This is a genomic window from Streptococcus sp. DFI.7.26 (assembly GCF_022240605.1).
GTDB lineage: Bacteria > Bacillota > Bacilli > Lactobacillales > Streptococcaceae > Streptococcus > Streptococcus xiaochunlingii.
On the sequence record NZ_JAKOGN010000010.1, the window covers coordinates 17890 to 42676 of the forward strand.

Sequence of the window (24787 nt, forward strand, 5' to 3'; positions counted from 1 at the left end):
ATCTGAATGAAACAAAGTAAAATGCTTATTCCAACACTTCGCGAAATGCCAAGTGATGCGCAGGTCATCAGCCACGCTTTGATGCTCCGTGCGGGTTATGTTCGTCAAGTCTCAGCAGGTGTCTATTCATACCTACCACTTGCTAACCGTGTGATCGAAAAAGCTAAGAAGATCATGCGCCAAGAATTTGATAAGATTGGTGCGGTTGAGATGTTGGCTCCAGCCCTTCTCAGTGCTGACCTTTGGCGCGAATCTGGCCGTTATGAAACTTACGGTGAAGACTTGTATAAATTGAAAAATCGTGAGAAGTCAGACTTTATCTTGGGCCCAACTCACGAAGAAACCTTCACAGCGATTGTCCGTGATTCTGTCAAGTCTTACAAGCAATTGCCACTGAATTTGTACCAAATCCAGCCTAAATACCGTGATGAAAAACGTCCACGTAATGGCCTTCTTCGTACGCGTGAATTTATCATGAAAGATGGTTATAGCTTCCACGCTAACTACGATAGTTTGGATGTAACTTATGATGAGTACAAGGCAGCCTACGAGCGTATCTTCACTCGCAGTGGTTTGGACTTCAAAGCCATCATCGGTGATGGTGGTGCCATGGGTGGTAAGGATAGCCAAGAATTTATGGCCATTACACCTTCGCGTACAGACCTTGACCGTTGGGTGGTGTTAGACAAGTCTGTTGCATCATTTGACGAGATTCCTGCAGAAGTGCAAGAAGAAATCAAGGAAGAATTGCTCAAATGGATGGTTTCTGGTGAAGACACCATTGCCTACTCAAGTGAATCAAGCTATGCAGCTAACTTGGAAATGGCAACGAACGAGTACAAACCAAGCAATCGTGTTGTGACGGAAGAAGAAGTGACTCGCGTGGAAACACCAGGTGTCAAATCGATTGATGAAGTTGCAGCCTTCTTGAATGTTTCTGAAGAGCAAACCATCAAGACCTTGGTTTATATCGCAGATGAGGAGCCAGTTGTGGCCCTACTCGTTGGCAATGACCAGCTCAATGAAGTCAAATTGAAAAACCACCTTGGAGCAGACTTCTTGGAACCTGCAACTGAGGCCGAAGTGAAGGAATTGTTGGGAGCGGACTTTGGTTCCCTTGGCCCAGTCAATCTTCCTGAAAATGTTAAAATTATCGCTGACCGCAAGGTGCAAGATAGCCGCAATGCTGTTGTGGGGGCTAACGAAGATGGCTACCACTTGACGGGTGTCAACCCAGGTCGTGACTTCACTGCGGAATATGTCGATATCCGTGAAGTGCGTGAGGGTGAAATCTCACCAGACGGACAAGGCGTTCTCAACTTTGCGCGTGGGATCGAAATTGGTCACATCTTCAAACTTGGAACTCGTTACTCAGCAAGTATGGGGGCAGATGTCTTGGACGAAAATGGCCGTGCTGTGCCAATTATCATGGGCTGTTACGGTATCGGTGTCAGCCGTCTCCTTTCAGCCGTTATGGAGCAACACGCTCGCCTCTTTGTTAACAAGACGCCTAAAGGTGAATACCGTTACGCTTGGGGCATCAACTTCCCTAAAGAATTGGCGCCGTTTGATGTGCACTTGATTCCAGTCAATGTCAAGGATGAAGCTTCTCTTGAATTGACAAGCAAGATCGAAGACCAATTGGTCAAGGCTGGCTACGAAGTCTTGGTAGACGACCGTAACGAACGTGCTGGTGTTAAATTTAGCGATAGTGACTTGATTGGTTTGCCAATCCGCATCACTGTTGGGAAGAAAGCAGCTGATGGTGTCGTAGAAGTGAAAATCAAAGCTTCAGGCGACACGATTGAAGTACATGCAGACAACCTGCTTGAAACTCTTTCTATTTTAAATAAATAAGCAACGGTAGAAGGCTAGAATTCTCAACATCCTAGCCTTCTTTTTTGTAAGCTGATCCAGCTAGCTGAAAGGATCTTCTTATAGTCGAAAAGTTAGGCGAATTATGATAAAATAAAGGCTAGTAATTCGTCAGGGAGAAATCATGTCAACTAGCTTTGAAATCTTAATGAATCAGTTGGGAATGCCTTTGGAAATGCGTGAATCAGACGCTTTTAAAGGGGCTGAAATCCAAGAGGTCATCGTCCATAAGCTCAGTCGTGTTTGGGAATTTCGTTTTGTTTTTGCCGAAATTCTTCCCATCACGATTTTTCAGGAGCTCAAAAACCGCTTGGCTGAGGAGTTTTCAAAGACAGGAAATCGAGCGGTGTTTGAGATTCAGGTAAAGAATCCAACTTTTAGTGAGGAGCTCTTGCAAGCCTATTATCAGGAGGCTTTTGAAGATGGTCCCTGTGCGAGTCAGGGCTTTAAGAGCATGTATCAACACCTACAAGTCCGCTCTCAAGGAGAAGAGTTGATCATTAGTGGCCCTTCATCTGTGGATACGGAGCACCACCGGAAAAACCATCTGCCTAATCTTGCGAGTCAATTGACCAAGTTTGGTTTTCCTCATTTCCAGTGTCGGGTCGAGGCGGATGACCAGATGACAGAAGAACTCCAGCAGGCCTTCGAGGCTGAAAAGGATCAAATCTTCCAAGCAGCTAATGAAGAAACCTTGCGGGCTATGGAGTCCTTGTCTCAAATGGCTCCACCACCAGCAGAGGAAAAACCAGCCTTTGATTTCAAGGCCAAAAAGGCTGCGGCCAAGCCCAAGCTGGATAAGGCAGAAGTCACTCCTATGATTGATATCACGACAGAAGAGAACCGCATTGTCTTTGAAGGAGTGGTCTTTGATGTTGAGCACAAGGTGACTCGGACAGGTCGGGTCTTGATCAATTTCAAGATGACCGACTATACTTCCAGTTTTTCGCTTCAAAAATGGGCTAAAAACGAAGAAGAAGCTCAGAAGTTTGACATGATCAAGAAAAACTCTTGGTTGCGGGTTCGTGGGAATATCGAGGTCAATAACTTCACACGCGATTTGACCATGAATGTCCAGGATGTCCAAGAAGTGGTCCACTACGAGCGCAAGGATCTGATGCCAGAAGGCGAGCGTCGGGTCGAGTTCCATGCCCATACCAATATGTCAACCATGGATGCCCTACCTGAGGTAGAGGAGCTAGTCGCAAAAGCAGCCAAATGGGGTCACAAAGCAGTAGCTATCACAGACCATGGAAATGTTCAGTCCTTCCCTCATGGCTATAAGGCTGCCAAGAAAGCTGGTATCCAACTCATCTATGGGATGGAAGCCAATATCGTCGAAGACCGCGTGCCGATTACCTACAATGAAGTCGACCTAGACCTTCATGAAGCAACCTATGTGGTTTTTGACGTGGAAACGACGGGACTTTCAGCGATTTACAATGATTTGATTCAGGTTGCCGCATCTAAAATGCATAAGGGCAATATCATTGCTGAATTTGATGAGTTCATCAATCCAGGTCATCCTATCTCTGCCTTTACAACGGACCTGACAGGCATTACCGATGATCATGTTCGCAATGCCAAACCCTTGAAACAAGTCCTAGAGGAGTTTCAGGAATTCTGTCAGGATGCGGTTTTGGTTGCCCATAATGCCACCTTTGACGTGGGCTTCATGAATGCCAACTATGAGCGTCATGGCCTTCCAAAAATCACTCAGCCAGTGATTGATACGTTAGAGTTCGCGCGTAACCTTTATCCAGAGTACAAGCGTCATGGTTTGGGTCCCTTGACCAAGCGCTTCGGCGTTGCCTTGGAGCACCACCACATGGCCAACTATGACGCGGAAGCGACGGGTCGCTTGCTCTTTATCTTTATCAAGGACGTCGCAGAAAAACATGGCGTGACCAATCTAGCCAAGTTGAATGTGGATCTAATTAGTCCAGATTCCTATAAAAAGGCACGGGTCAAACACGCGACCATCTATGTCAAGAACCAGACCGGCTTGAAAAACATGTTCAAATTGGTCTCTCTTTCCAATACTCAATATTTTGAGGGTGTTCCTCGGATTCCGCGGACAGTTTTAGATGCCCATCGAGAAGGGTTGATCCTGGGATCTGCTTGTTCTGAAGGAGAAGTCTTTGATGCGGTTGTCTCTCAAGGAGTTGACGCAGCAGTCGAAGTAGCCAAGTACTATGACTTTATTGAGGTGATGCCTCCAGCCATCTATGCCCCCCTCATTGCCAAAGAGCAGGTTAAGGACATGGACGAGCTCCAGACCATCATCAAGAGCTTGATTGAGGTGGGAGATTGCCTTGGCAAGCCGGTCCTCGCGACAGGAAATGTCCACTACCTTGAGCCTGAGGAAGAGATCTATCGAGAAATTATTGTCCGCAGTCTCGGGCAAGGGGCTATCATCAACCGGACTATCGGCCATGGAGAAAACGCTCAACCAGCCCCTCTGCCAAAAGCTCATTTCCGCACAACCAATGAAATGCTGGATGAATTTGCCTTTCTAGGGGAAGATTTAGCACGAAAATTGGTCATTGAAAATACCAATGCTCTGGCAGAAATCTTTGAACCCGTTGAAGTGGTTAAAGGAGACTTGTATACCCCATTTATTGACAAGGCCGAAGAAACAGTTGCCGAATTGACCTATCAGAAGGCTTTTGAAATCTATGGCAATCCGCTACCTGATATTGTTGATTTGCGGATTGAAAAAGAATTGACCTCTATCCTGGGGAATGGCTTCGCCGTGATCTATCTGGCTTCCCAGCTCTTGGTGCATCGCTCCAATGAACGGGGTTACTTGGTGGGTTCACGGGGATCCGTCGGATCCAGTTTCGTAGCGACCATGATTGGGATTACCGAGGTCAATCCGCTCTCGCCTCACTATGTCTGTGGCCAGTGCCAGTACAGTGAGTTTATCACCGATGGTTCTTATGGTTCAGGCTTTGATATGCCCAATAAGGACTGTCCAAACTGTGGACACCAGCTTAGCAAAAACGGCCAAGATATTCCGTTCGAGACCTTCCTTGGTTTTGATGGGGACAAGGTACCCGATATCGATTTGAACTTCTCAGGGGAAGACCAGCCGAGTGCCCACTTGGATGTCCGGGATATCTTTGGAGAAGAATACGCCTTCCGGGCAGGAACAGTAGGTACGGTTGCGGCCAAGACGGCCTATGGGTTTGTCAAGGGCTATGAGCGTGATTTTGGCAAGTACTACCGAGATGCCGAGGTAGAACGTCTGGCCCAAGGTGCCGCTGGGGTCAAACGGACGACCGGTCAGCACCCAGGGGGAATCGTTGTTATTCCTAACTACATGGATGTCTATGACTTCACCCCTGTTCAGTATCCAGCAGATGATATGACAGCCGAATGGCAAACCACTCACTTTAACTTCCACGATATCGATGAGAACGTCCTCAAGCTCGATGTCCTGGGACACGATGATCCGACCATGATTCGCAAACTTCAGGACTTATCAGGCATTGATCCAAACGATATTCCTATGGATGATCCTGGTGTCATGGCTCTCTTCTCAGGGACCGATATCTTAGGAGTCACACCGGAGCAAATCGGTACCTCAACCGGTATGCTGGGTATCCCAGAGTTTGGGACCAACTTTGTTCGGGGAATGGTGGATGAGACGCATCCAACCACCTTTGCCGAGTTGCTTCAGCTGTCAGGGCTGTCTCACGGTACCGATGTATGGTTGGGAAATGCCCAAGACTTGATCAAGGCGGGAATTGCCGACTTATCGACCGTTATCGGATGTCGGGACGACATCATGGTTTACCTCATGCACGCTGGCCTAGATCCAAAAATGGCCTTTACCATCATGGAGCGGGTGCGGAAAGGCATGTGGCTCAAGATTCCTGAAGAAGAGCGTAATGGCTATATCGAGGCCATGAAGGCTAACAATGTACCAGAATGGTACATCGAGTCTTGTGGAAAAATCAAGTACATGTTCCCTAAAGCCCATGCGGCAGCCTACGTTATGATGGCCTTACGGGTGGCTTACTTTAAGGTTCACCATCCGCTCTACTATTACTGTGCTTACTTCTCAATCCGTGCCAAGGCCTTTGATATCAAGACTATGGGTGCAGGCCTAGAAGCCGTGAAAGCGCGTATGAAGGAGATTGCTGAAAAACGCAAGAACAACGAAGCTTCCAATGTGGAGATTGACCTCTACACAACTCTTGAAATTGTCAATGAGATGTGGGAGCGTGGCTTCAAGTTTGGGAAGCTAGACCTCTATCGCAGTGATGCGACGGAATTCATCATCGATGGAGATACCCTTATCCCACCATTTGTCGCCATGGATGGATTGGGAGAAAACGTCGCCAAGCAGATTGTGCGAGCTCGGAAAGAAGGAGAATTCCTCTCTAAAACAGAGTTACGCAAACGTGGTGGCGTCTCCTCAACCTTGGTAGAAAAGATGGATGAGATGGGAATTCTTGGCAATATGCCTGAGGATAATCAGTTGAGTTTGTTTGATGATTTGTTCTAATTTAAAGTCAACTTGTTCAAATAAGCCGACTAAGTTTCATCTAATTAAGACTTAACAGTAAAACCAGTAGAGATGATTTTTTATGATTTTCATTTCTACTGGTTTTTAGATATGATAGAGTATAAGTAAGTTTTTATCCAAAGATTATAACTTTAGGAAGTTATATATTGAAATTATCAAAAATGATTGCTATAAATTACTAATAATGATACTCTCAAACAAGAGTAAGCTTAACGGAAGTAGTGTTTGCTATACCTTAATAACTTTTCGATATGGAATGGAGATAAGTATGATTTTAGGTGAAACTTATAGGAAAATAAGAGAAGAAAAGGGGATTTCTATTTCTTCGTTAGCAGGTGCTGAAATTTCAAAATCTCAAATATCTAGATTTGAATTAGGAGAAACAGAGATTTCTGTCTTTAAGTTATTGTATCTTCTTGAAAGAATAGGAGTAACACTAGAAGAATTTCTGCTTATCTGTAATCATTATCAACCTTCGGATTTTAATACCTTAATAGCTTCTGTTAAACAGGCTGCATATAATGAAGATGCTCAAGCATTACTAGATATGGTAGAGAAAGAAATAGAACTTTTTCATGGGACAAATTCTCATTACCATAAATTAAATGCTATTTTCATTGAAAGTATTGTTTCGGGAATGGATAAGAATCATCAATTGAGTCGTCAAGACGCCTCTTATCTTACAAACTATTTATTTTCTGTTGAAAACTGGGGTTATTACGAAACGCTCATCCTTGGAAATTGCTGTCGTGTTCTATCTCCAGATTTATTATTTAGATATGCCAAAGAGACGCTCAACAAAGGGAAGTTGTATAGTTCTATACCTAGAAATAGACAATCTCTCATTCAACTACTTCTCAATTCTTTGATTATAATGATTGAGAACGACTTATATGAGGAATCTTTATTTTTAAAACAGGCTACGAAGAATATATTAGCGGATTCCACAGATTTTTTTGAACAAACTATTTTGCTGTATTTAGATGGATATTTGGAACTGAAATTCTATCATATTCAAAAATCACTTTTAAAAATCGAAGAAGCTTTAAAAATTTTCGAACTCTTCAATAAAACAATCTACAAAAATTACAAAGAATACTTTGAGAAACACATCATTCATTTAGTAGACTAGGCCATTTATCTATAAGGTAATAACGTGATCAAACTCTTCCAATATTTTTGGATTTTGATCATGAGTAATGACAATAACAATTGCATCTTTAATGGATAGAATGTAGTCCATCATTGCTTTGGCTTTTATTGGATCAAGGTTGCTTGTAGGTTCGTCAAATATATATACAGAATATGGTTTGACTAAAAACCTAGCTAAATCAATTCGTTGCTTTTCTCCTTCTGAAATACTTTGACCTGATTGAGATAGACACTTATTAAGAAATTCTTCATTAAATCCTAAGGCTTTTCTTAATTTTTCAGTTAAATAAAGATTTCTGGATAGTTTGATATTCTCTAGGACATTTCCTTCAATCAGAAAATCATTTTTTTGCACAAATGCAATATCTTTATATAACTCCTCTGAGGAAATATCAATATTCTGTTTTCCGTTGATTTGTATTTCCCCATCATAAAGATTTTTGGAATAATAATTTAGTATTAATTTTACTAAAGTTGTTTTCCCAGCTCCCGAAGCACCGATAATTGCATAGTGTTTGCCTTTTTTAAATTCATAGGAAAAATGATCAAATAATATTTTATTTTCAATTTCATAATGTAATTGGCTAATAGAAATGGTCGAAATGTTATCACAATCAATTGTACTTATTTTATGGAAAATTTCATGATTTGTCTCATATAGATTTTCTTGGATATTATCAATAATGGACTTGCTACTGCTGATTAAATTTTTATTGTAAAGAATAGATTGTAATGGAGCAAAAACACCGTTTAATAATTGAATACTTGCTACGAGTAATCCAATAGTCAGTAAGTTATTTCTTACAAAAAAGATACCAGCGACCATACAGGATAGTTGAGAGCCAAAACTTAGTAAAATTCCAGTAGTTGAAGCTAAGTCTTTTAAGAATTGATATGTTTTTCTGGACTCTTCAAATTCTAAACTGATTCCCTGAATTTTTTCTTGGGTCCAACTTTGAATATTTAATAACTTAATTTGTTCAAAACCATTAATAAAGTTTGTCATTTTTGACAAATAGTGATTATTTTGTAGAGAATAATTATTAGTTGATTTAGTCATTAACTTTCCAGGAATTTGTGATAGAAAAACCGTTATACTTGACAATAAAAGAAAGACTAATGCTAATCGCCATTCTATATAAATAATAGCAACCACACTCATGATAAGGCTCCCTAAATTTGCAATTAGAGAGATTTTAGGGATTAATAAATTTTCTTGAATAAGCTCACTGTTTTTGGTGATATTATTTAAGAAATCTGAATGGTTACGGTTGTCAATTTGGTTAAATTCACGCGATAAATAATGTAATAAGAGACGCATTTTTAGATCTAAAATAACTTTTTTTACATATTGGTTTTTAAGATAGGAATAGGAACAAGAAATCAAGAACCACAGTAAAATCGAACCTACAGAAATAGTGATATGAAAGAGTAATCCACTATTTGAATTAGATATACTATCAAGTATTCTTCCTAATTGCAGAGAGAAGAATGTCATTAAAAGTGCACTTGTTAGACTTAATAAAATGAGCAAGAAATATAGTAATTTATATTGTTTCGTAATCTGGTTCATATTTTTCACCTCTTAATCTATGATAGCAACATTATATTCTAAAACTAAAACTCAGACTGAGATCTCCCATATTTGGGACATTAATTTTATTTCTTTACTATATTTTGGCTTATAGACATCCGTTGTATATCCAATAGATTTACAATAGCCTTCTTTTTTGTTACAATAATCAATAGAAAGAAGGTGAGAGTATGTCTAAGACGAGCATGAGTATTCGTTTGGATAGTGAGGTTAAGGAGCAGGCTCAACAGGTTTTTAACCATTTAGGGATGGATATGACTACAGCCATCAACATTTTCCTCCGTCAGGCTATTCAATATCAGGGTCTACCGTTTGATGTAAAGATAGATGAAAACAGGAAATTGCTTCAAGTGGTCACGGATGTAGAGCAAAATAGGAATATGAGTCGGTCTTTTGAATCTGTCTCAGACTTGATGGAGGACTTGCGTGCTTAAGATTCGCTATCATAAACAGTTTAAAAAAGATTTTAAGTTGGCAATGAGGCGTGGATTGAAAGCAGATTTGTTAGAAGAAGTCTTGCATTTTCTGATTCAAGAAAAAGAACTTCCTGTCAGATATCGTGACCATCAACTGACCAACTCCAAGCATTTTCAAGGTGTTCGTGAGTGTCATATTCAGCCGGATTGGCTTTTGGTGTATAAAGTGGACAAGGATGAATTGATTTTAAACTTGCTGAGGACAGGAAGTCATAGTGATTTGTTTTGATGGATTCAACGATCCTCGCTCGATTTGAGGTTGATTAATGATGGAAAAGAAAAAAAGAGCAACACCCTGGAAGTCAGGGAAAGTCATTTCCATTCGCCTACGAAATGGTGTTTATGTCTTAGCACAAATGGTGCGAGAGCCCTATCTGGTATTTTTTAACCATTTTAAGGAGAAAAATAGCTGGAAGGGAGTGACCTTGAAAGAGGAGAATATTCTCTTTTGTAAAGCAGTCACTCGTCAGTTTCTACGCTCTAGTCCTGTAACGATTGTCAAAGATCTTGACCCTCTCTTAGATTATCGGCTGCCTAAAGAATGGATTTATAGCCATATGGGAGGGCATCCGATTACGGTTTCGGTGAAGGGACGAGAGCGCCAAGTAGCTGGTTTTGGCCAACGGCTTTCCTTGGTTCAAGCGGATAAAGATTGTGGACTACCAGAGGATAATCCTCTAATGGGCCTTTTCCAAGCCTATATCCTACCAGACATCCAAGAGCAAGATTGGGAGCGGGTCGGTCAGGCTGAGCTCATGTCACTTGAAGTCTTTCCGACGCTCAATGAACGTCTCTATCTCTGCTTTCTCCATGGGAAAAATGTGAATCCAGAGCAAGATATTTCTTTAGGAAAACCCTTGCCCGATGATTATGAAACTTATCTCGATATTCTTACCAATAGCCCAGAGGCACGAGGCCTTTATCTAGGTGAGGAGGATGCTAAGAAAGGAATAGAACGATGAGAGTAAAAATTTTTGCAGAAGACAAACCTGCTCAAAAAACATTTAGCTATCAATTAGAGCTAGATAATGATACCATTTTAAAAGTCACTGGCTTGGTCTGCTCCACTGTCGTGGTAGCAAACCTCTTGTCACTCTTAAAGGATTAATATAGAAAAGGATTGAACATGGTTTTACCAAATTTTAAAGAAAACTTAGAAAAATACGCAAAATTGTTGGTGGCGAACGGCATCAACGTGCAACCTGGCCATACCTTGGCTTTGAGCATCGATGTGGAGCAAAGAGAATTGGCCCACTTAATTGTGAAGGAAGCCTATGCCTTGGGGGCCCACGAAGTCATTGTCCAATGGGCAGATGATTTTACTACCCGGGAAAAATTCCTCCATGCACCGATGGATCGCTTGGACAATGTACCTGACTACAAGATTGCAGAGATGAATTACCTCTTGGAACACAAGGCCAGTCGTTTGGGTGTCCGTTCTTCTGATCCAGGTGCCTTGAACGGCGTCGATGCAGAGAAACTTTCTGCTTCTGCCAAGGCTTTGGGAATGGCCATGAAACCAATGCGCATCGCTACTCAATCCAACAAGGTCAGCTGGACCGTTGCTGCAGCAGCTGGTTTAGAATGGGCGAAAAAGGTCTTCCCAAATGCGGCGAGTGACGAAGAAGCAGTGGATCTCCTATGGGATCAAATCTTCAAGACCTGCCGGGTTTACGAAGAAGATCCAGTCAAGGCTTGGGAAGAGCATGCAGCTATTCTCAAGAGCAAGGCAGATACACTTAATAAAGAACAATTCTCAGCCCTTCATTACACAGCGCCAGGCACCGATTTGACCCTTGGTTTGCCGAAAAACCACGTTTGGGAATCTGCCGGGGCTATCAATGCTCAAGGCGAAGGTTTCTTGCCAAATATGCCGACAGAAGAGGTCTTCACAGCTCCTGACTTCCGTCGTGCAGAAGGTTATGTAACATCTACAAAACCACTTAGTTACAATGGGAACATTATCGAAGGCATCAAAGTGACCTTTGAAAATGGAGAAATCGTAGATATCACAGCTGAAAAGGGCGATCAAGTCATGAAAGATTTGGTCTTCAAAAACAAGGGAGCGCGTGCCTTGGGGGAATGTGCCCTCGTACCAGATCCAAGCCCAATTTCCCAATCAGGCATTACCTTCTTTAACACCCTCTTTGATGAAAATGCCTCTAACCACTTGGCCATCGGGGCAGCCTATGCAACTAGTGTAGAAGGTGGTGCAGAGTTTACAGAAGAAGAACTCGAAGCAGCCGGCCTCAACCGCTCAGACGTCCACGTTGACTTCATGATCGGCTCAAGCCAAATGGATATCGACGGCATCCGTGAGGATGGAACACGCGTCCCAGTCTTCCGCAACGGAGATTGGGCAATATAGGGAGCAGGACAGAAATCGGTAACTCGAAGAGTTTGATTTCGTAGTCCTGCCCCCGCCCAGTTGATTAGGAAGTACGAGTACCGCAGGTAGGAGTAGTTCCAATCAACCACTGCTCAGAGAGACAGAAATCAGTAACTCGAAGAGTTTGATTTCTACCTCGCTTTTTGAATTCAAGGCTCGGGCAAAAAAGGTCCACAGGACCTTTTTAGTGCCCCCGCCCAGTTGATTAGGAAGTGCTAGTACAGCAGGTAGGATTAGTTCCAATCAACCACTGCGCCGAGAGACAGAAATCGGTAGACGCAGTCTCGATTTCTTCCTCGTTTTTTGGATTTAAGGCTCGGGCAAAAAAGGTCCCCCCACCCAGTTGATTAGGAAGGGCCTTACTTGGAGCTGTTCTTGGTGCAACAGGGATGGGTCTCAAAGGACGGAAAGAAGACTAATCAGCCCCCCGATTGAACTAAGTTTTTCTATTTTCCAGAGATGGAAAAGGAAAGACTTGGTTCTTTTTTTGACTTCTAAACTGTACCCGGACAGTCATGGCTTTTCTGCCTTGTTCAGCTTGGATGAACTTGATAAAATAAAAACATGACACGATACAAAGCAACTATTTCTTACGATGGAACGCTATTTGCAGGTTTCCAACGCCAACCGCATGCGCGTAGTGTACAAGAAGAAATCGAGAAGACCTTAATGCGTCTGAATCAAGGAAATCCCGTGACCATCCATGGCGCGGGCCGGACGGATGCAGGCGTCCATGCCCTTGGGCAGGTCATCCATTTTGATCTCCCTCAGCCACGGGATGAGGAGAAGCTCCGCTTTGCCCTCGATACCCAGACCCCAGAGGATATTGATTTCATCCGGGTGGAGCAAGTAGCAGATGACTTTCACTCACGTTACAAGAAGCACAGCAAGACTTACGAATTCATCGTGGATTATGGTCGCCCCAAGAACCCCATGATGCGCCACTATGCCACCCACTATCCCTACCCCTTGGATGTGGCCAAGATGCAAGCAGCCATCCAAAAGTTGGAGGGGACCCATGATTTCACTGGATTTACTGCTTCGGGTACCAGTGTGGAAGACAAGGTTCGCACGATTACAGAGGCTCGCTTGGTTGAGGACGAGGCAAATCATCGCCTTCTCTTTACCTTTTCAGGTAATGGCTTTCTCTACAAGCAAATCCGCAATATGGTGGGAACCTTGCTAAAGATTGGCAATGGACGAATGCCGGTAGAGCAAATTGAATTGATTTTAGAAAAAAAGGACCGCAATCTAGCAGGTCCTACAGCAGCGCCAAATGGCTTATATTTAAAGGAGATTCGGTATGAGTAATGAATTGATTCTAGCTATTTCAGGAAATGATATTTTTAGTGGAGGAGGTCTTCACGCAGACCTTGCGACCTATACGACCAACAAACAGCATGGTTTTGTAGCAGTGACTTGTTTGACCGCTATGACCGAGCATGGTTTTGAAGTGATTCCAGTGGATCCGACGACCTTTGCTCAACAGCTCAGCTCTCTCAAAGACGTTCCTTTTTCTGCTATTAAACTCGGCCTCTTGCCAAATGTTGAAGTGGCAGATTTAGCCCTGGACTATGTCAAAGCCCATGCAGGTATCCCTGTGGTGCTGGATCCTGTCTTGGTCTGCAAGGAAACCCATGATGTGGAAGTGTCAGCCCTTCGATACGAATTGATCAAGTTCTTCCCTTATGTGACCATCATCACACCAAACTTACCAGAGGCTGAGATCTTGACCCAAAGCAAGATTCAATCGCTCGATGATATGAAGGAGGCTGCTCGTAAGCTCCATGAATTGGGAGCAGCGACTGTCGTGGTCAAAGGGGGCAATCGCCTCAACAAGGAAAAAGCCATCGATGTCTTTTATGATGGCCAAGACTTTACGGTCTTCGAAGAAGACGTTTTAGAAAAGAATAATACAGGAGCTGGTTGTACCTTTGCCTCTAGCCTTGCAAGCCAGTTAGTTCAAGGGAAGGCAACGTTAGAAGCTGTTAAGGCTTCAAAAGCGTTCGTCTACCAAGCCATTCAAAAATCAGATCAATATGGAGTAGTTCAATATGACCAATAACCGTACCCAAGTAATCGCGCATTTAGCCATTTTAACCGCCTTGACAGTTGTGCTGGGCTATTACACCAAGTTGCCAACTCCAACCGGGATGGTGACCTTGCTGGATTTAGGCGTTTATTTTACCGCCTTTTATCTGGGGCGCAAAGAAGGAGCAGTGGTCGGTGGTCTTGGAGCCTTTCTCTTAGACCTCCTCTCTGGCTATCCTCAATGGATGTTCTTTAGTCTCTTGTTCCACGGAGCTCAAGGCTACTTTGCTGGCTTTAAAGGAAAAGCCCGTTACATCGGTCTGCTTCTAGGAACGGTTATCATGGTAGGCGGCTATGCCCTAGCATCAGCGCTCTTTTTAGGAAATACCTGGGTAGCGGCCATTGAAGAGGTTCCTCATAATCTGGTTCAAAACTTCGTTGGGATGGCTCTGGGATATGCTCTGTACCATTTCTTGCCAAAGAAGGGGAATTAGAGGATGGAGTTAGAGCAAATAAAAAGAGAAACCCAGGAGATTTTGCTGGATCTTTTATCCAAGGCCAATCTGCATCAGGGACAAATCCTCGTATTAGGCCTGTCCACCAGTGAAGTCGCTGGCGCAAGTATCGGGAAGAACTCAAGCCTAGAGATTGGACAAGCCATTGTGAAAACCATCCTAGATACCCTAACTCCCAAAGGGATTTACTTAGCTGTCCAAGGATGTGAGCATCTTAACCGCGCTCTGGTGGTCGAACGTGAACTAGCAGAAAAGAAAGACTTAGAAATCGTCAATGTACTACCGAGCCTCCATGCGGGTGGTGCTGGACAGTTGGCAGCCTTCGGTTATATGAAAGACCCAGTCGAAGTTGAATTTATCACAGCTCAGGCTGGTTTGGATATTGGAGATACCTCTATCGGCATGCATGTCAAGCATGTGCAAGTACCCGTTCGTCCAGTCTTGAAAGAACTGGGTGGTGCTCATGTAACGGCTCTAGCGAGTCGTCCGAAGTTAATCGGTGGGGCGCGTGCTTCTTACCAAGAAGATTCGCTTCGGAAGTCCTAATAGGAAGGAAACTAGTTCAGGCATGGACTAGTTTTTTTGTTCCGTGACAAATTTTGAGATAGGAAAGAGATTTTTAATCTTTGGGTCTCCAGAAACCACTATAAGATTCTTCTAAAAAGAAGCAGTTTCCACAAAACCAAGATGCCCAAAAACTTGCATTTTCGAAGTTTTATGGTAAAATTATTAGGAATGACTATATTATTTTAAGGAGAGACAGAATGTCTGTATCATTTGAAAACAAAGAAACAAACCGCGGAGTATTGACTTTTACCATCAGTCAAGACCAAATTAAACCAGCTTTAGATCGCGTGTTTGAATCTGTTAAGAAAAACTTGAACGTACCAGGATTCCGTAAAGGTCACCTTCCACGTCCAATCTTCAACCAACGTTTTGGTGAAGAATCACTCTATCAAGATGCTTTGAACGATCTTCTTCCAGCAGCTTATGAAGCAGCAGTAAAAGAAGCGGGTCTTGAAGTGGTTGCTCAACCAACTTTTGACGTTGTATCAATGGAAAAAGGTCAAGACTGGACATTGACAGCAAATGTTGTTACAAAACCAGAAGTAAAATTGGGTGCTTACAAAGACCTTGAAGTATCTGTAGAAGTTTCTAAAGAAGTAACAGATGAAGATGTTGATGCACGTATCGAACGCGAACGCAACAACTTGGCTGAATTGGTAATCAAAGAAGGACCAGCAGCTGAAGGTGATACTGTTGTGATCGACTTTGTAGGTTCTGTTGACGGTGTTGAGTTTGACGGAGGAAAAGGAGATAACTTCTCACTTGGACTTGGTTCAGGTCAATTCATCCCAGGTTTTGAAGACCAATTGGTTGGACACTCAGCTGGTGAAACAGTTGATGTCATCGTAACTTTCCCAGAAAACTACCAAGCAACTGACCTTGCAGGTAAAGAAGCAAAATTCGTGACAACTATCCACGAAGTAAAAGCAAAAGAAGTACCAGCTCTTGACGATGAATTGGCAAAAGACATAGATGAAGAAGTTGAAACTCTTGCTGAATTGAAAGAAAAATACCGCAAAGAGTTGGCTGAAGCGAAAGAAGAAGCTTATAAAGATGCAGTTGAGTCAGCAGCAATTGACCTTGCAGTAGAAAATGCAGAAATCGTTGACCTTCCTGAAGAAATGATTCACGAAGAAGTACACCGTGCTGTAAATGAATTCCTTGGAAACATGCAACGTCAAGGAATCTCTCCAGACATGTACTTCCAAATCACTGGAACAACTCAAGAAGATCTTCACAAGCAATATGAAGCAGACGCAGCAGCACGTACTAAGACAAACCTTGTCGTAGAAGCAGTTGCCAAAGCAGAAGGTTTCGAAGCAACTGACGAAGAAGTAACTGCAGAAATCGAACAATTGGCAGCAGACTACAACATGCCAGTTGAACAAGTTCGTAGCTTGCTTTCACCAGAAATGTTGAAACACGACATCGCTGTGAAGAAAGCTGTCGAAGTGATCACAAGCACTGCGAAAGTAAAATAAAAAGACGATCTTCCATCTTGATGGAAACAAGTCATAAGAAGAAAAGCTGAGGCCATGTGTCCCGGCTTTTCTCTTCTTCTTGGCGCGGAATTTTCCTTTGACGAAAGGGGAAAATTATCGTACAATAGAGTGTAACGATAAATGATGTATTCTAGGGGTATCCTCTTTTTTAATGAAAAAGAGTGTTGCCTTGAGATAAAAATGAAGGAGATCTACCTTGGAATTAGAAGTATTTGCTGGACAAGAAAAAAGTGAACTTTCAATGATTGAAGTAGCCCGTGCGATTTTGGAGTCACGTGGCCGTGATCATGAAATGTATTTCAATGACCTGGTCAATGAAATTCAAAACTACCTCGAAAAATCAAACAGTGAAATTCGTGAAGCTCTTCCCTTGTTCTATACGGAATTAAATGTGGACGGAAGCTTTATCCCACTAGGAGACAACAAATGGGGACTTCGCTCATGGTATGCGATCGATGAGGTAGATGAAGAAATCATCGCTCTTGAAGAAACAGATGAAGATGAAGAGCCTAAGAAACGTAAGAAAAAACGTGTCAACGCCTTTATGGATGGAGACGAAGACGCGATCGATTACAATGCGGATGATCCAGAAGACGAAGATGTCTATGAAGCAGATCCAGCACTTACTTACGATGATGAAAACCCAGAAGATGAGAAGGATGAAGTGGAAGCCTATGATGCTGAAATTAATGAAATCTCACCAGATGAGTTGGATGAAGAAGTTGAGTTAAGTGACGAAGAAGACGAAGAAGAGTCTTACGAAGAAGAAGAATAATCCAAAGAGGCTGGGACAAAATTCCTAGCCTCTTTCTATGTTTATTTGGATTGTCGAGCAAGACGCAGTGGTTGAGTGGGCTCTACTACGCTGATTTCATCAGCTTTTACAGCCCTACTCAACTGTGCGGAGGTGGGACGACGAAATCGAATTCTAACGAATTACCGATTTCTGTCCCACTCTCTTTCTTTACTTGAAGAACGCTTCAAGGAGGAGTATAATAAGGGTGTAAGACTGATGTAGCGTAGAAGGAGGAAGGGCATATGGACTGGATACTTGATCAAAGTTTGGTGGATTTGGGGATTGAGACGGTCGTGATTGGAGTGGCCAAACAGGTGGATCCGCAAGCTCCCCTATCTGCAGATTTTTTATCTAAAAAGAAGGAGATGGAAGCTTGGGCCTTGAATTGTGATCTCAGCTCGGTGAAAGAGGAGGCAGTTGTACAAGGCTATATGGAATTGTTGAAGGAAGTGGGACGAAGTGTCAAGAAGAACCCGCCGACTATTCTTGCTTTGATTAAGAATATCCAAAGTCGTGGCTTCCTTCCGACGATCAATAGTGTGATTGATATTTATAATGTTGAATGTCTCCGTTCCTTTCTAGCCATTGGAGGGCATGATCTGGATAAAATCCAGGAACCAATCGAGTTTACGATTAGTCAAAGAGAGGATACCTTTTTGCCCATCTTATCAACAGAAAAGCATGTTAGTGAAACCGATCCGGTCTACCGAGATCAAGAGGGTATTATGGCCTGGCTAGATGTGAGAGATGGTGAGCGCTATAAGATGGAGGAGACTACCCGCAATGCCCTCTTTATCATCCAGGGAAACAGAGCGACCTCTGTAGAGATGCGCTTGGAAGCACTGGAGCGGATTAGAGAAGATTTGTCCTCTTGCATGCCTGATTTAGAATTTGAAAAATATCTGGTTACCCCCAGTGAGACAATTCCAGTCCCTTAAAGGAGCCCTTCTGTAATAGGGATGAATCCTCATTTGAACAGGAGAGACAAGTGAAGTAGCCGACACTCTTCTTGACCTGTGAGAATCTGCAAACTTTGAAAAAAGTTTGAAAAAAATCTTGACAAGAAAGTAGAAGATTGATATACTAGTAAGGTACTCAATCGCGGGGATGGCGGAATTGGCAGACGCGCAGGACTAAGGATCCTGTGACCGCTTTAGGTCGTGAGGGTTCAAGTCCCTCTCTCCGCATCGGATGATCAAGACAGCTTCGGCTGTCTTTTTTGTTTTTCATTTAGGAGAAAGATTGCTTGAAAGAGAAGAAAACGCTTTAAAGCTTCAGGAAAAGCTAGCATTTTCAATGAAAAAGTGATAAAATAAACAATGTAAGTGGTTTAACCACAATAAATTAGAGGAGGCCTACTACTAATGGCAATCGTTTCAGCAGAAAAATTTGTCCAAGCAGCTCGTGACAATGGTTACGCAGTTGGTGGATTTAACACAAACAACCTTGAGTGGACTCAAGCTATCTTGCGTGCAGCAGAAGCTAAAAAAGCTCCAGTTTTGATCCAAACTTCTATGGGTGCTGCTAAATACATGGGTGGTTACAAAGTAGCTCGCAACATGATCGCTAACCTTGTTGAAGCAATGGGTATCACTGTACCAGTTGCAATCCACCTTGACCATGGTCACTACGAAGATGCTCTTGAGTGTATCGAAGTTGGTTACACTTCAATCATGTTCGACGGATCACACCTTCCAGTTGAAGAAAACCTTAAATTGGCGAAAGAAGTTGTAGAAAAAGCTCACGCTAAAGGTATCTCAGTTGAAGCTGAAGTTGGTACAATCGGTGGTGAAGAAGATGGTATCGTTGGTAAAGGTGAATTGGCACCAATCGAAGATGCTAAAGCAATGGTTGCTACAGGAATCGACTTCTTGGCAGCAGGTATTGGTAACATCCACGGTCCATACCCAGCAAACTGGGAAGGTCTTGACCTTGACCACTTGAAGAAATTGACAGAAGCTCTTCCAGGATTCCCAATCGTATTGCACGGTGGTTCAGGTATCCCTGATGAGCAAATCAAAGAAGCTATCAAACTTGGTGTTGCGAAAGTTAACGTTAACACTGAGTGCCAAATCGCATTCGCTAACGCAACTCGTCAATTCGTACGTGAATACGATGCAAACGAAGCAGAATACGACAAGAAGAAACTCTTCGACCCACGTAAATTCTTGAAACCAGGATTCGAAGCAATCACAGCTTCAGTTGAAGAACGTATCGACGTATTTGGTAGCGAAAACAAAGCTTAATCTTGCTTGAAACGTTATTAACCAGAGGTTTATCCATAAGGATAAGCCTTTTTTTGATTTTACATTGATTTTTTCTAACTAATGGTAAATGAATAAAATAGTAAGATAAAATTAATTCGAAGTTACATACAAATGTTAATATATTTACTTCTGTGATGAGTTGTGATAAAATGAAATCAGTTTTAGGTATATAGGAGGTAGTGTGAATATGAAAAACACTAAATTATTGTTAACAGTTTTAATAGCTGGATCGTTGCTAACGGCTTGTCATACAAATAATGTATCGAAAGATACTACTTTGCCTGAAAAAAATCCAACTGTAAAATCAGATTCTACATCTAAGTCTAAAAAGAGTTCATCAGTGAAAGATGTTACAAAAGAGAGTTCGAGTGTAGAGGAGATGAATTCGTTGGCAAAACAATCGAAATCAACTGAGGAAATTTACGCAACTGGAGATATTGTTGTAGGGGAGAATGGTGATGTAAAACCTGGGATTTATGATTTGGAAATAACAGGAGGTTCAGGAAATATTTTCGGTAATAGGAAGAATCATCTTATGTTGTTTATAAATTGGTTAGGAGGTGCACCAGGCACTTCTGTAGACTATCCCTCAAAAATCAGAATAATTTTATTTGAAGGAGATTCATTAGAACTAAAAAGTATCTCTAAAGTTAAATTTACTGCTGTTCCTGCCCAAGTACAAATGACTAATGAATTAGGAATTGGTGAGTATGTCGTAGGTCGCGATATAAAAGCTGGCACATATAAATTGACTACAAATGTAAAAATGGATCCTCAATTTGATAATTTAGGTTGGACAGTTGATATTTATAATATTTCAACAAAAAAGACGAAAGAACAAACTTTAACTCCTGGTAATCAAGATGTTGTTGTGAAGCTAGAAGACGGTGATATAATTTCAACTAGTTTATATAATACAGATCAGGATGTACCAAGTGATGATGCTAGATTAATTTTCACTGAATATAAATAGATTAATAATTAACCAGAGGTTTATCCGTAAGGATAAGCCTTTTTGATTTCTCTTTTTCTAAGAAATGTTTGTTTCAAACAAATAATGATTGCGATTCTGACAGTTTAAGGTTATAATAAACAAAAACGAAGCAAGTAGGTAGGAAATGAAAAAACAGGAAAGACTGAATGAGATCATCAATCTGGTCAATAAGGCTGGAACCGTTTATGTTCAAGACATCATGGAAAGTATGCAGGTGTCGGATATGACTGTCCGTCGGGATTTGATTGAATTGGAAAAGCAAGGGCTCCTTATTCGGGTTCGAAATGGAGCCAAAAGTAACCAATTCCTCCCTTCACGAGAGCTTCCCCATGAAGAGAAGTTACTCAAGAATATTCTGGCTAAGCGTGAGGTGGCGAAGAAAGCTAGCGAACTGATAAAAGAAGGTGAGAGTATCTTCCTTGGGCCGGGGACCTCTGTTGAGGTCCTTTCCGAAGCCATTAATAATAAGGAATTGCGTGTGGTGACCAACTGTCTGCCGATTTTCCAAGAGTTGTTAAAGAAGAAAAGTGATACCTTTAAGGTAATCCTCTTAGGAGGGGAACTTCGAGAAACCAGTCAAGCTTTTGTCGGCGAGATAACGAACACTCTCATGGAAAGAATGTACTTCCACAAGATGTTTTTTAGTGGGAATGGCATTGTGGATGGACGCGTTCTGACCTCTTCTTTTGAAGAAGCCTATACGCAAAAGTTAGCCTTAGAACGTTCTTCTGAAGCTTACCTACTGATTGACTCCTCCAAGATTGGCAAGGAAGACTTTACCTCTATCTGTTCCTTGAAAAAAGTAACTGCAGTGATAACGGACGATGCATCTGAGAAAGCACATGAAGAATTAGAGGAATATACACGTGTGATTGTATAAATAATAAACTGAAAAGAGAGAGCGATTCTCTCTTTTTTGTTTATTACAAACAATTTAGGGCTAAAAAATAATAAAAAATAAAGACAAATGAAAAAAATAAACAAAAATAGTTGACAACAAACAAAATTAGCGCTATACTGTGTTTGTGAATAACAAAACGAAGTCGAATGAAGAAAGAGGAGAACTTTCTTTGTTGACGGAAATGCAAAAAGGAGAAGCATATGGCAATTGTAGTTGGTGCGGATGCAGCAGGTATTCGCTTAAAAGAAGTAGTCAAAGAATATTTGGAAGCAGAAGGTTTCCAAGTCGTGGACGTGACAGAAGAAGGGCAAGATTTTGTCGATGTGACCTTAGCTGTTGCAAAAGAAGTGAAACAAGCAGAAGATAATCTGGGTATTGTTATTGACGCTTACGGAGCTGGTCCATTTATGGTCGCAACTAAAATTAAAGGAATGGTTGCAGCAGAGGTTTCAGATGAGCGTTCCGCTTATATGACTCGTGGCCACAACAATTCTCGCATGATCACCATGGGGGCTCAAATCGTGGGTGACCAATTGGCAAAAAATATCGCTAAAGGTTTTGTAAACGGTAAGTATGACGGCGGTCGCCACCAAATCCGTGTCGATATGCTCAACAAAATGTGCTAAGGGGAGGAGTAAACGAATGAAAATTGCAATTGGATGTGACCATATTGTCACAAATGAAAAAATGGCTGTTTCTGAATTTTTGAAATCATTGGGGCATGAGGTCCTTGATTTCGGAACCTATGACCATGCTCGGACCCACTATCCAATTTTTGGGAAGAAGGTTGGGGAAGCAGTAGTGAGTGGTCAAGCAGATCTTGGTGTATGTATCTGTGGAACTGGCGTTGGAATTAACAACGCGGTTAACAAGGTTCCGGGTGTCCGTTCAGCCTTGGTCCGCGATATGACCTCTGCTCTTTATGCGAAAGAAGAACTCAATGCCAACGTCATTGGTTTTGGTGGGAAGGTCACAGGAGAACTTCTGATGTGTGACATTTTGGAAGCCTTCATCCATGCGGAATACAAACCAAGTGAAGAAAACAAGAAATTGATTGCCAAGATTCAACATTTGGAAACCCACAACGACCATCAAGAAGATGAGGATTTCTTCACAGAATTCCTTGAAAAATGGGACCGTGGGGAATACCACGACTAAGAGGTGAGTCTATGATACTAACGGTAACCATGAACCCTTCAATCGACATTTCCTATCCATTAGAAACCTTACACTTGGATACGGTCAATCGAGTTGACAAGGTAAGCAAAACCGCAGGTGGTAAGGGACTCAATGTCACACGGGTCCTAGCAGAGATTGGAGATCCTGTCTCGGCAACTGGTCTGATTGGTGGTTCAACAGGCCAATTTATCTTGGACCATCTGGATCAAGAAATCGGTAAAGAATTCTTTGAAATTCAAGGGGAGACCCGGAATTGTATTGCGATCCTTCACGAAGGTCAACAAACAGAAATCTTAGAAAAAGGTCCATCTGTTTCTGAAGAAGAAGGGCAAGCCTTTCTTGATCACTATGAAGCCTTGCTTCCAGATGTAGCAGTCGTTGCTATCTCAGGTAGTTTACCAGCTGGCTTGCCACTTGATTATTATTCTCAATTGGTCGAGCGCGCTAAGAAGGCAGGAAAACCAGTTGTTCTTGATTGTTCAGGTGTTTCCTTGGAAAAAGCTCTAGCAGCTCCTATTAAACCAACGGTTATCAAGCCCAATAATGAAGAATTGTCTCAACTCTTGGGCTACGAGGTGACCAAGGATCTGGATCAATTAAAAGAGGTCCTTCAATCTAACTTGTTTAAAGGGATTGACTGGGTCATCGTCTCCCTAGGAGCTGACGGTGCCTTTGCCAAACATGGTGATGTCTTCTATAAAGTGGATATTCCAAAAATTGAAGTGGTTAATCCAGTGGGATCTGGTGATTCGACAGTTGCTGGGATTGCCTCAGCTCTCTATCATCAGGAAGACGACCAAGCACTTTTAACCAAAGCCAATGTCCTTGGCATGTTGAATGCTCAAGAAGCAACGACAGGCCATATCAATATTCATCGCTATGATGATTTGTATCAACAGATAAATGTAAAAGAGGTATAAGATGGTATTAACAGAACAAAAACGCAACTATTTAGAAAAATTGAGCACCAAAGAGGGTGTGATCTCAGCCTTGGCTTTTGACCAACGTGGTGCCTTGAAACGCCTCATGGCTCAGTATCAAGACACAGAACCAACAGTGGCTCAAATGGAAGAGTTGAAGGTCTTGGTGGCTGAAGAATTGACACCATTCGCATCTTCTATGCTCTTGGACCCTGAGTATGGACTTCCAGCGACTAAGGTTTTGGATGCGGAAGCAGGGCTCCTGTTGGCTTATGAAAAAACAGGCTACGACACTTCAAGCACCAAGCGTCTGCCAGACTGCCTCAACCTTTGGTCAGCTAAACGCATCAAAGAACAAGGTGCAGATGCAGTGAAATTCCTGCTTTATTATGATGTGGATAGTGCTGATGAACTCAACCAAGAAAAACAAGCCTACATCGAGCGCATCGGTTCAGAATGTGCGGCAGAAGAAATTCCATTCTTCCTTGAAATCTTGGCTTACGATGAAACCATCGCTGATGCAGGTTCTGTCGAATACGCTAAAGTGAAACCTCGCAAAGTCATCGAAGCGATGAAAGTGTTCTCAGAGCCCCGCTTTAACATCGATGTCTTGAAAGTAGAAGTTCCTGTCAACGTCAAATACGTAGAAGGTTTTGGCGATGGGGAAATCGTTCATAGCCGTGAAGAGGCTGCAGCCTTCTTTAAAGAACAAGAAGCGGCAACTAACCTTCCATACATCTACTTGAGTGCCGGTGTTTCTGCAAAACTCTTCCAAGAAACCCTTGTCTTTGCCCATGAAGCAGGCGCAAACTTTAATGGAGTTCTCTGTGGTCGTGCAACTTGGGCTGGATCTGTAGAAGCCTACATCAAGAATGGGGAAGAAGCAGCTCGTGAATGGTTGCGTACCGAAGGTCGTCGCAACATTGAAGAACTCAATCAAGTCTTGGACCAAGTCGCAACTTCTTGGAAAGAGCGCATTTAACAGTGTAGACTACTCCTTTAACAATGGGCGTTCGAATTTCCTTGAAGAGCCCAGAGAAGACAGCTATAAACAGCTATTTGTTAGAAAAAAACAAAAAAGTTAAAAAGTTG

23 protein-coding genes and 1 tRNA gene are annotated in these 24787 nt (G+C 42.3%); 23 read left to right on the forward strand and 1 reads right to left on the reverse strand.

All coding sequences use genetic code 11. The features are described from left to right. Nucleotides 1-6: 6 nt before the first annotated feature. The 3 genes from L0M85_RS07930 (at nucleotide 7) to L0M85_RS07940 (ending at nucleotide 7544) form a co-directional block, all read left to right on the forward strand. On the forward strand, nucleotides 7-1857 hold the full coding sequence (locus L0M85_RS07930) for a proline--tRNA ligase (protein WP_061564692.1): 1851 nt from the start codon (nucleotides 7-9) through the stop codon (nucleotides 1855-1857). A gap of 142 nt (nucleotides 1858-1999) precedes the next feature. Beyond that, complete coding sequence (locus L0M85_RS07935; RefSeq protein WP_238656805.1) at nucleotides 2000-6391, forward strand: PolC-type DNA polymerase III; 4392 nt, start codon at nucleotides 2000-2002, stop codon at nucleotides 6389-6391. A 289-nt stretch (nucleotides 6392-6680) separates the two neighbouring features. Continuing rightward, nucleotides 6681-7544 carry an Rgg/GadR/MutR family transcriptional regulator gene (locus L0M85_RS07940; RefSeq protein WP_125329785.1) on the forward strand — a complete coding sequence of 288 codons (864 nt, stop codon included), beginning with the start codon at nucleotides 6681-6683 and terminating at the stop codon, nucleotides 7542-7544. Between the two features lie 9 nt (nucleotides 7545-7553). Here the strand turns inward: L0M85_RS07940 and L0M85_RS07945 are convergent, their stop codons facing one another. Beyond that, a complete protein-coding gene (locus L0M85_RS07945) occupies nucleotides 7554-9137 on the reverse strand; it encodes an ABC transporter ATP-binding protein (RefSeq protein WP_125329786.1) in 1584 nt (527 codons plus the stop codon). Between the two features lie 191 nt (nucleotides 9138-9328). Between L0M85_RS07945 and L0M85_RS07950 the strand changes: the two genes are divergently transcribed. From L0M85_RS07950 to lacD, 20 genes are all read left to right on the forward strand, one after another. Continuing rightward, nucleotides 9329-9592, forward strand: a complete 264-nt coding sequence (locus L0M85_RS07950) for a type II toxin-antitoxin system RelB/DinJ family antitoxin (protein WP_120701289.1) — start codon at nucleotides 9329-9331, stop codon at nucleotides 9590-9592. Beyond that, complete coding sequence (locus L0M85_RS07955) at nucleotides 9585-9863, forward strand: type II toxin-antitoxin system YafQ family toxin (RefSeq protein ID WP_023022161.1); 279 nt, start codon at nucleotides 9585-9587, stop codon at nucleotides 9861-9863. The genes L0M85_RS07950 and L0M85_RS07955 overlap by 8 nt, the downstream gene beginning before the upstream one ends. A 37-nt stretch (nucleotides 9864-9900) precedes the next feature. After that, entirely contained in the window at nucleotides 9901-10596 is a 696-nt protein-coding gene (locus L0M85_RS07960; RefSeq protein ID WP_238656806.1) for a hypothetical protein, read from the forward strand. Next, nucleotides 10593-10742 (forward strand): hypothetical protein, encoded by a 150-nt coding sequence (locus tag L0M85_RS07965; protein ID WP_238656807.1) that lies wholly within the window; start codon nucleotides 10593-10595, stop codon nucleotides 10740-10742. The genes L0M85_RS07960 and L0M85_RS07965 overlap by 4 nt, the downstream gene beginning before the upstream one ends. An 18-nt stretch (nucleotides 10743-10760) precedes the next feature. Next, nucleotides 10761-12002, forward strand: coding sequence for an aminopeptidase (locus L0M85_RS07970; RefSeq protein ID WP_238656808.1), 1242 nt, complete (start codon nucleotides 10761-10763; stop codon nucleotides 12000-12002). A 585-nt stretch (nucleotides 12003-12587) separates the two neighbouring features. Beyond that, nucleotides 12588-13334: a tRNA pseudouridine(38-40) synthase TruA gene (truA, locus tag L0M85_RS07975; RefSeq protein WP_238656809.1), complete on the forward strand. Its 747-nt coding sequence runs from the start codon at nucleotides 12588-12590 to the stop codon at nucleotides 13332-13334. Next, nucleotides 13327-14088, forward strand: a complete 762-nt coding sequence (locus L0M85_RS07980; protein ID WP_238656810.1) for a bifunctional hydroxymethylpyrimidine kinase/phosphomethylpyrimidine kinase — start codon at nucleotides 13327-13329, stop codon at nucleotides 14086-14088. Before truA ends, L0M85_RS07980 begins: the two co-directional genes overlap by 8 nt. Next, nucleotides 14078-14548, forward strand: coding sequence for an ECF transporter S component (locus L0M85_RS07985; protein WP_048691530.1), 471 nt, complete (start codon nucleotides 14078-14080; stop codon nucleotides 14546-14548). Before L0M85_RS07980 ends, L0M85_RS07985 begins: the two co-directional genes overlap by 11 nt. A gap of 3 nt (nucleotides 14549-14551) precedes the next feature. Next, a complete protein-coding gene (locus L0M85_RS07990; RefSeq protein WP_140814604.1) occupies nucleotides 14552-15115 on the forward strand; it encodes a TIGR01440 family protein in 564 nt (187 codons plus the stop codon). Nucleotides 15116-15333: 218 nt separating this feature from the next. Then, nucleotides 15334-16617, forward strand: a complete 1284-nt coding sequence (gene tig, locus L0M85_RS07995) for a trigger factor (RefSeq protein WP_048717652.1) — start codon at nucleotides 15334-15336, stop codon at nucleotides 16615-16617. 217 nt (nucleotides 16618-16834) lie between these two features. Then, complete coding sequence (gene rpoE / locus L0M85_RS08000) at nucleotides 16835-17413, forward strand: DNA-directed RNA polymerase subunit delta (protein WP_048691524.1); 579 nt, start codon at nucleotides 16835-16837, stop codon at nucleotides 17411-17413. Nucleotides 17414-17676: 263 nt separating this feature from the next. After that, complete coding sequence (locus L0M85_RS08005) at nucleotides 17677-18372, forward strand: phenylalanine--tRNA ligase beta subunit-related protein (RefSeq protein WP_238656811.1); 696 nt, start codon at nucleotides 17677-17679, stop codon at nucleotides 18370-18372. Between the two features lie 163 nt (nucleotides 18373-18535). Continuing rightward, a tRNA-Leu gene (locus L0M85_RS08010) sits at nucleotides 18536-18621 on the forward strand. Nucleotides 18622-18798: 177 nt separating this feature from the next. Continuing rightward, nucleotides 18799-19680 (forward strand): class II fructose-bisphosphate aldolase, encoded by an 882-nt coding sequence (locus L0M85_RS08015; protein WP_048789867.1) that lies wholly within the window; start codon nucleotides 18799-18801, stop codon nucleotides 19678-19680. 208 nt (nucleotides 19681-19888) lie between these two features. Then, on the forward strand, nucleotides 19889-20674 hold the full coding sequence (locus L0M85_RS08020; protein ID WP_082162677.1) for a hypothetical protein: 786 nt from the start codon (nucleotides 19889-19891) through the stop codon (nucleotides 20672-20674). Between the two features lie 145 nt (nucleotides 20675-20819). Then, nucleotides 20820-21575 (forward strand): DeoR/GlpR family DNA-binding transcription regulator, encoded by a 756-nt coding sequence (locus L0M85_RS08025; protein WP_006595008.1) that lies wholly within the window; start codon nucleotides 20820-20822, stop codon nucleotides 21573-21575. 221 nt (nucleotides 21576-21796) lie between these two features. After that, complete coding sequence (gene lacA / locus L0M85_RS08030) at nucleotides 21797-22222, forward strand: galactose-6-phosphate isomerase subunit LacA (protein ID WP_006595007.1); 426 nt, start codon at nucleotides 21797-21799, stop codon at nucleotides 22220-22222. A 16-nt stretch (nucleotides 22223-22238) separates the two neighbouring features. Next, nucleotides 22239-22754: a galactose-6-phosphate isomerase subunit LacB gene (gene lacB / locus L0M85_RS08035; RefSeq protein WP_238656812.1), complete on the forward strand. Its 516-nt coding sequence runs from the start codon at nucleotides 22239-22241 to the stop codon at nucleotides 22752-22754. 11 nt (nucleotides 22755-22765) lie between these two features. Next, a complete protein-coding gene (locus L0M85_RS08040) occupies nucleotides 22766-23695 on the forward strand; it encodes a tagatose-6-phosphate kinase (RefSeq protein ID WP_238656813.1) in 930 nt (309 codons plus the stop codon). 1 nt (nucleotide 23696) lies between these two features. Further along, nucleotides 23697-24677 carry a tagatose-bisphosphate aldolase gene (gene lacD, locus L0M85_RS08045; RefSeq protein WP_238656814.1) on the forward strand — a complete coding sequence of 327 codons (981 nt, stop codon included), beginning with the start codon at nucleotides 23697-23699 and terminating at the stop codon, nucleotides 24675-24677. The last annotated feature ends 110 nt before the right edge of the window (nucleotides 24678-24787 follow it).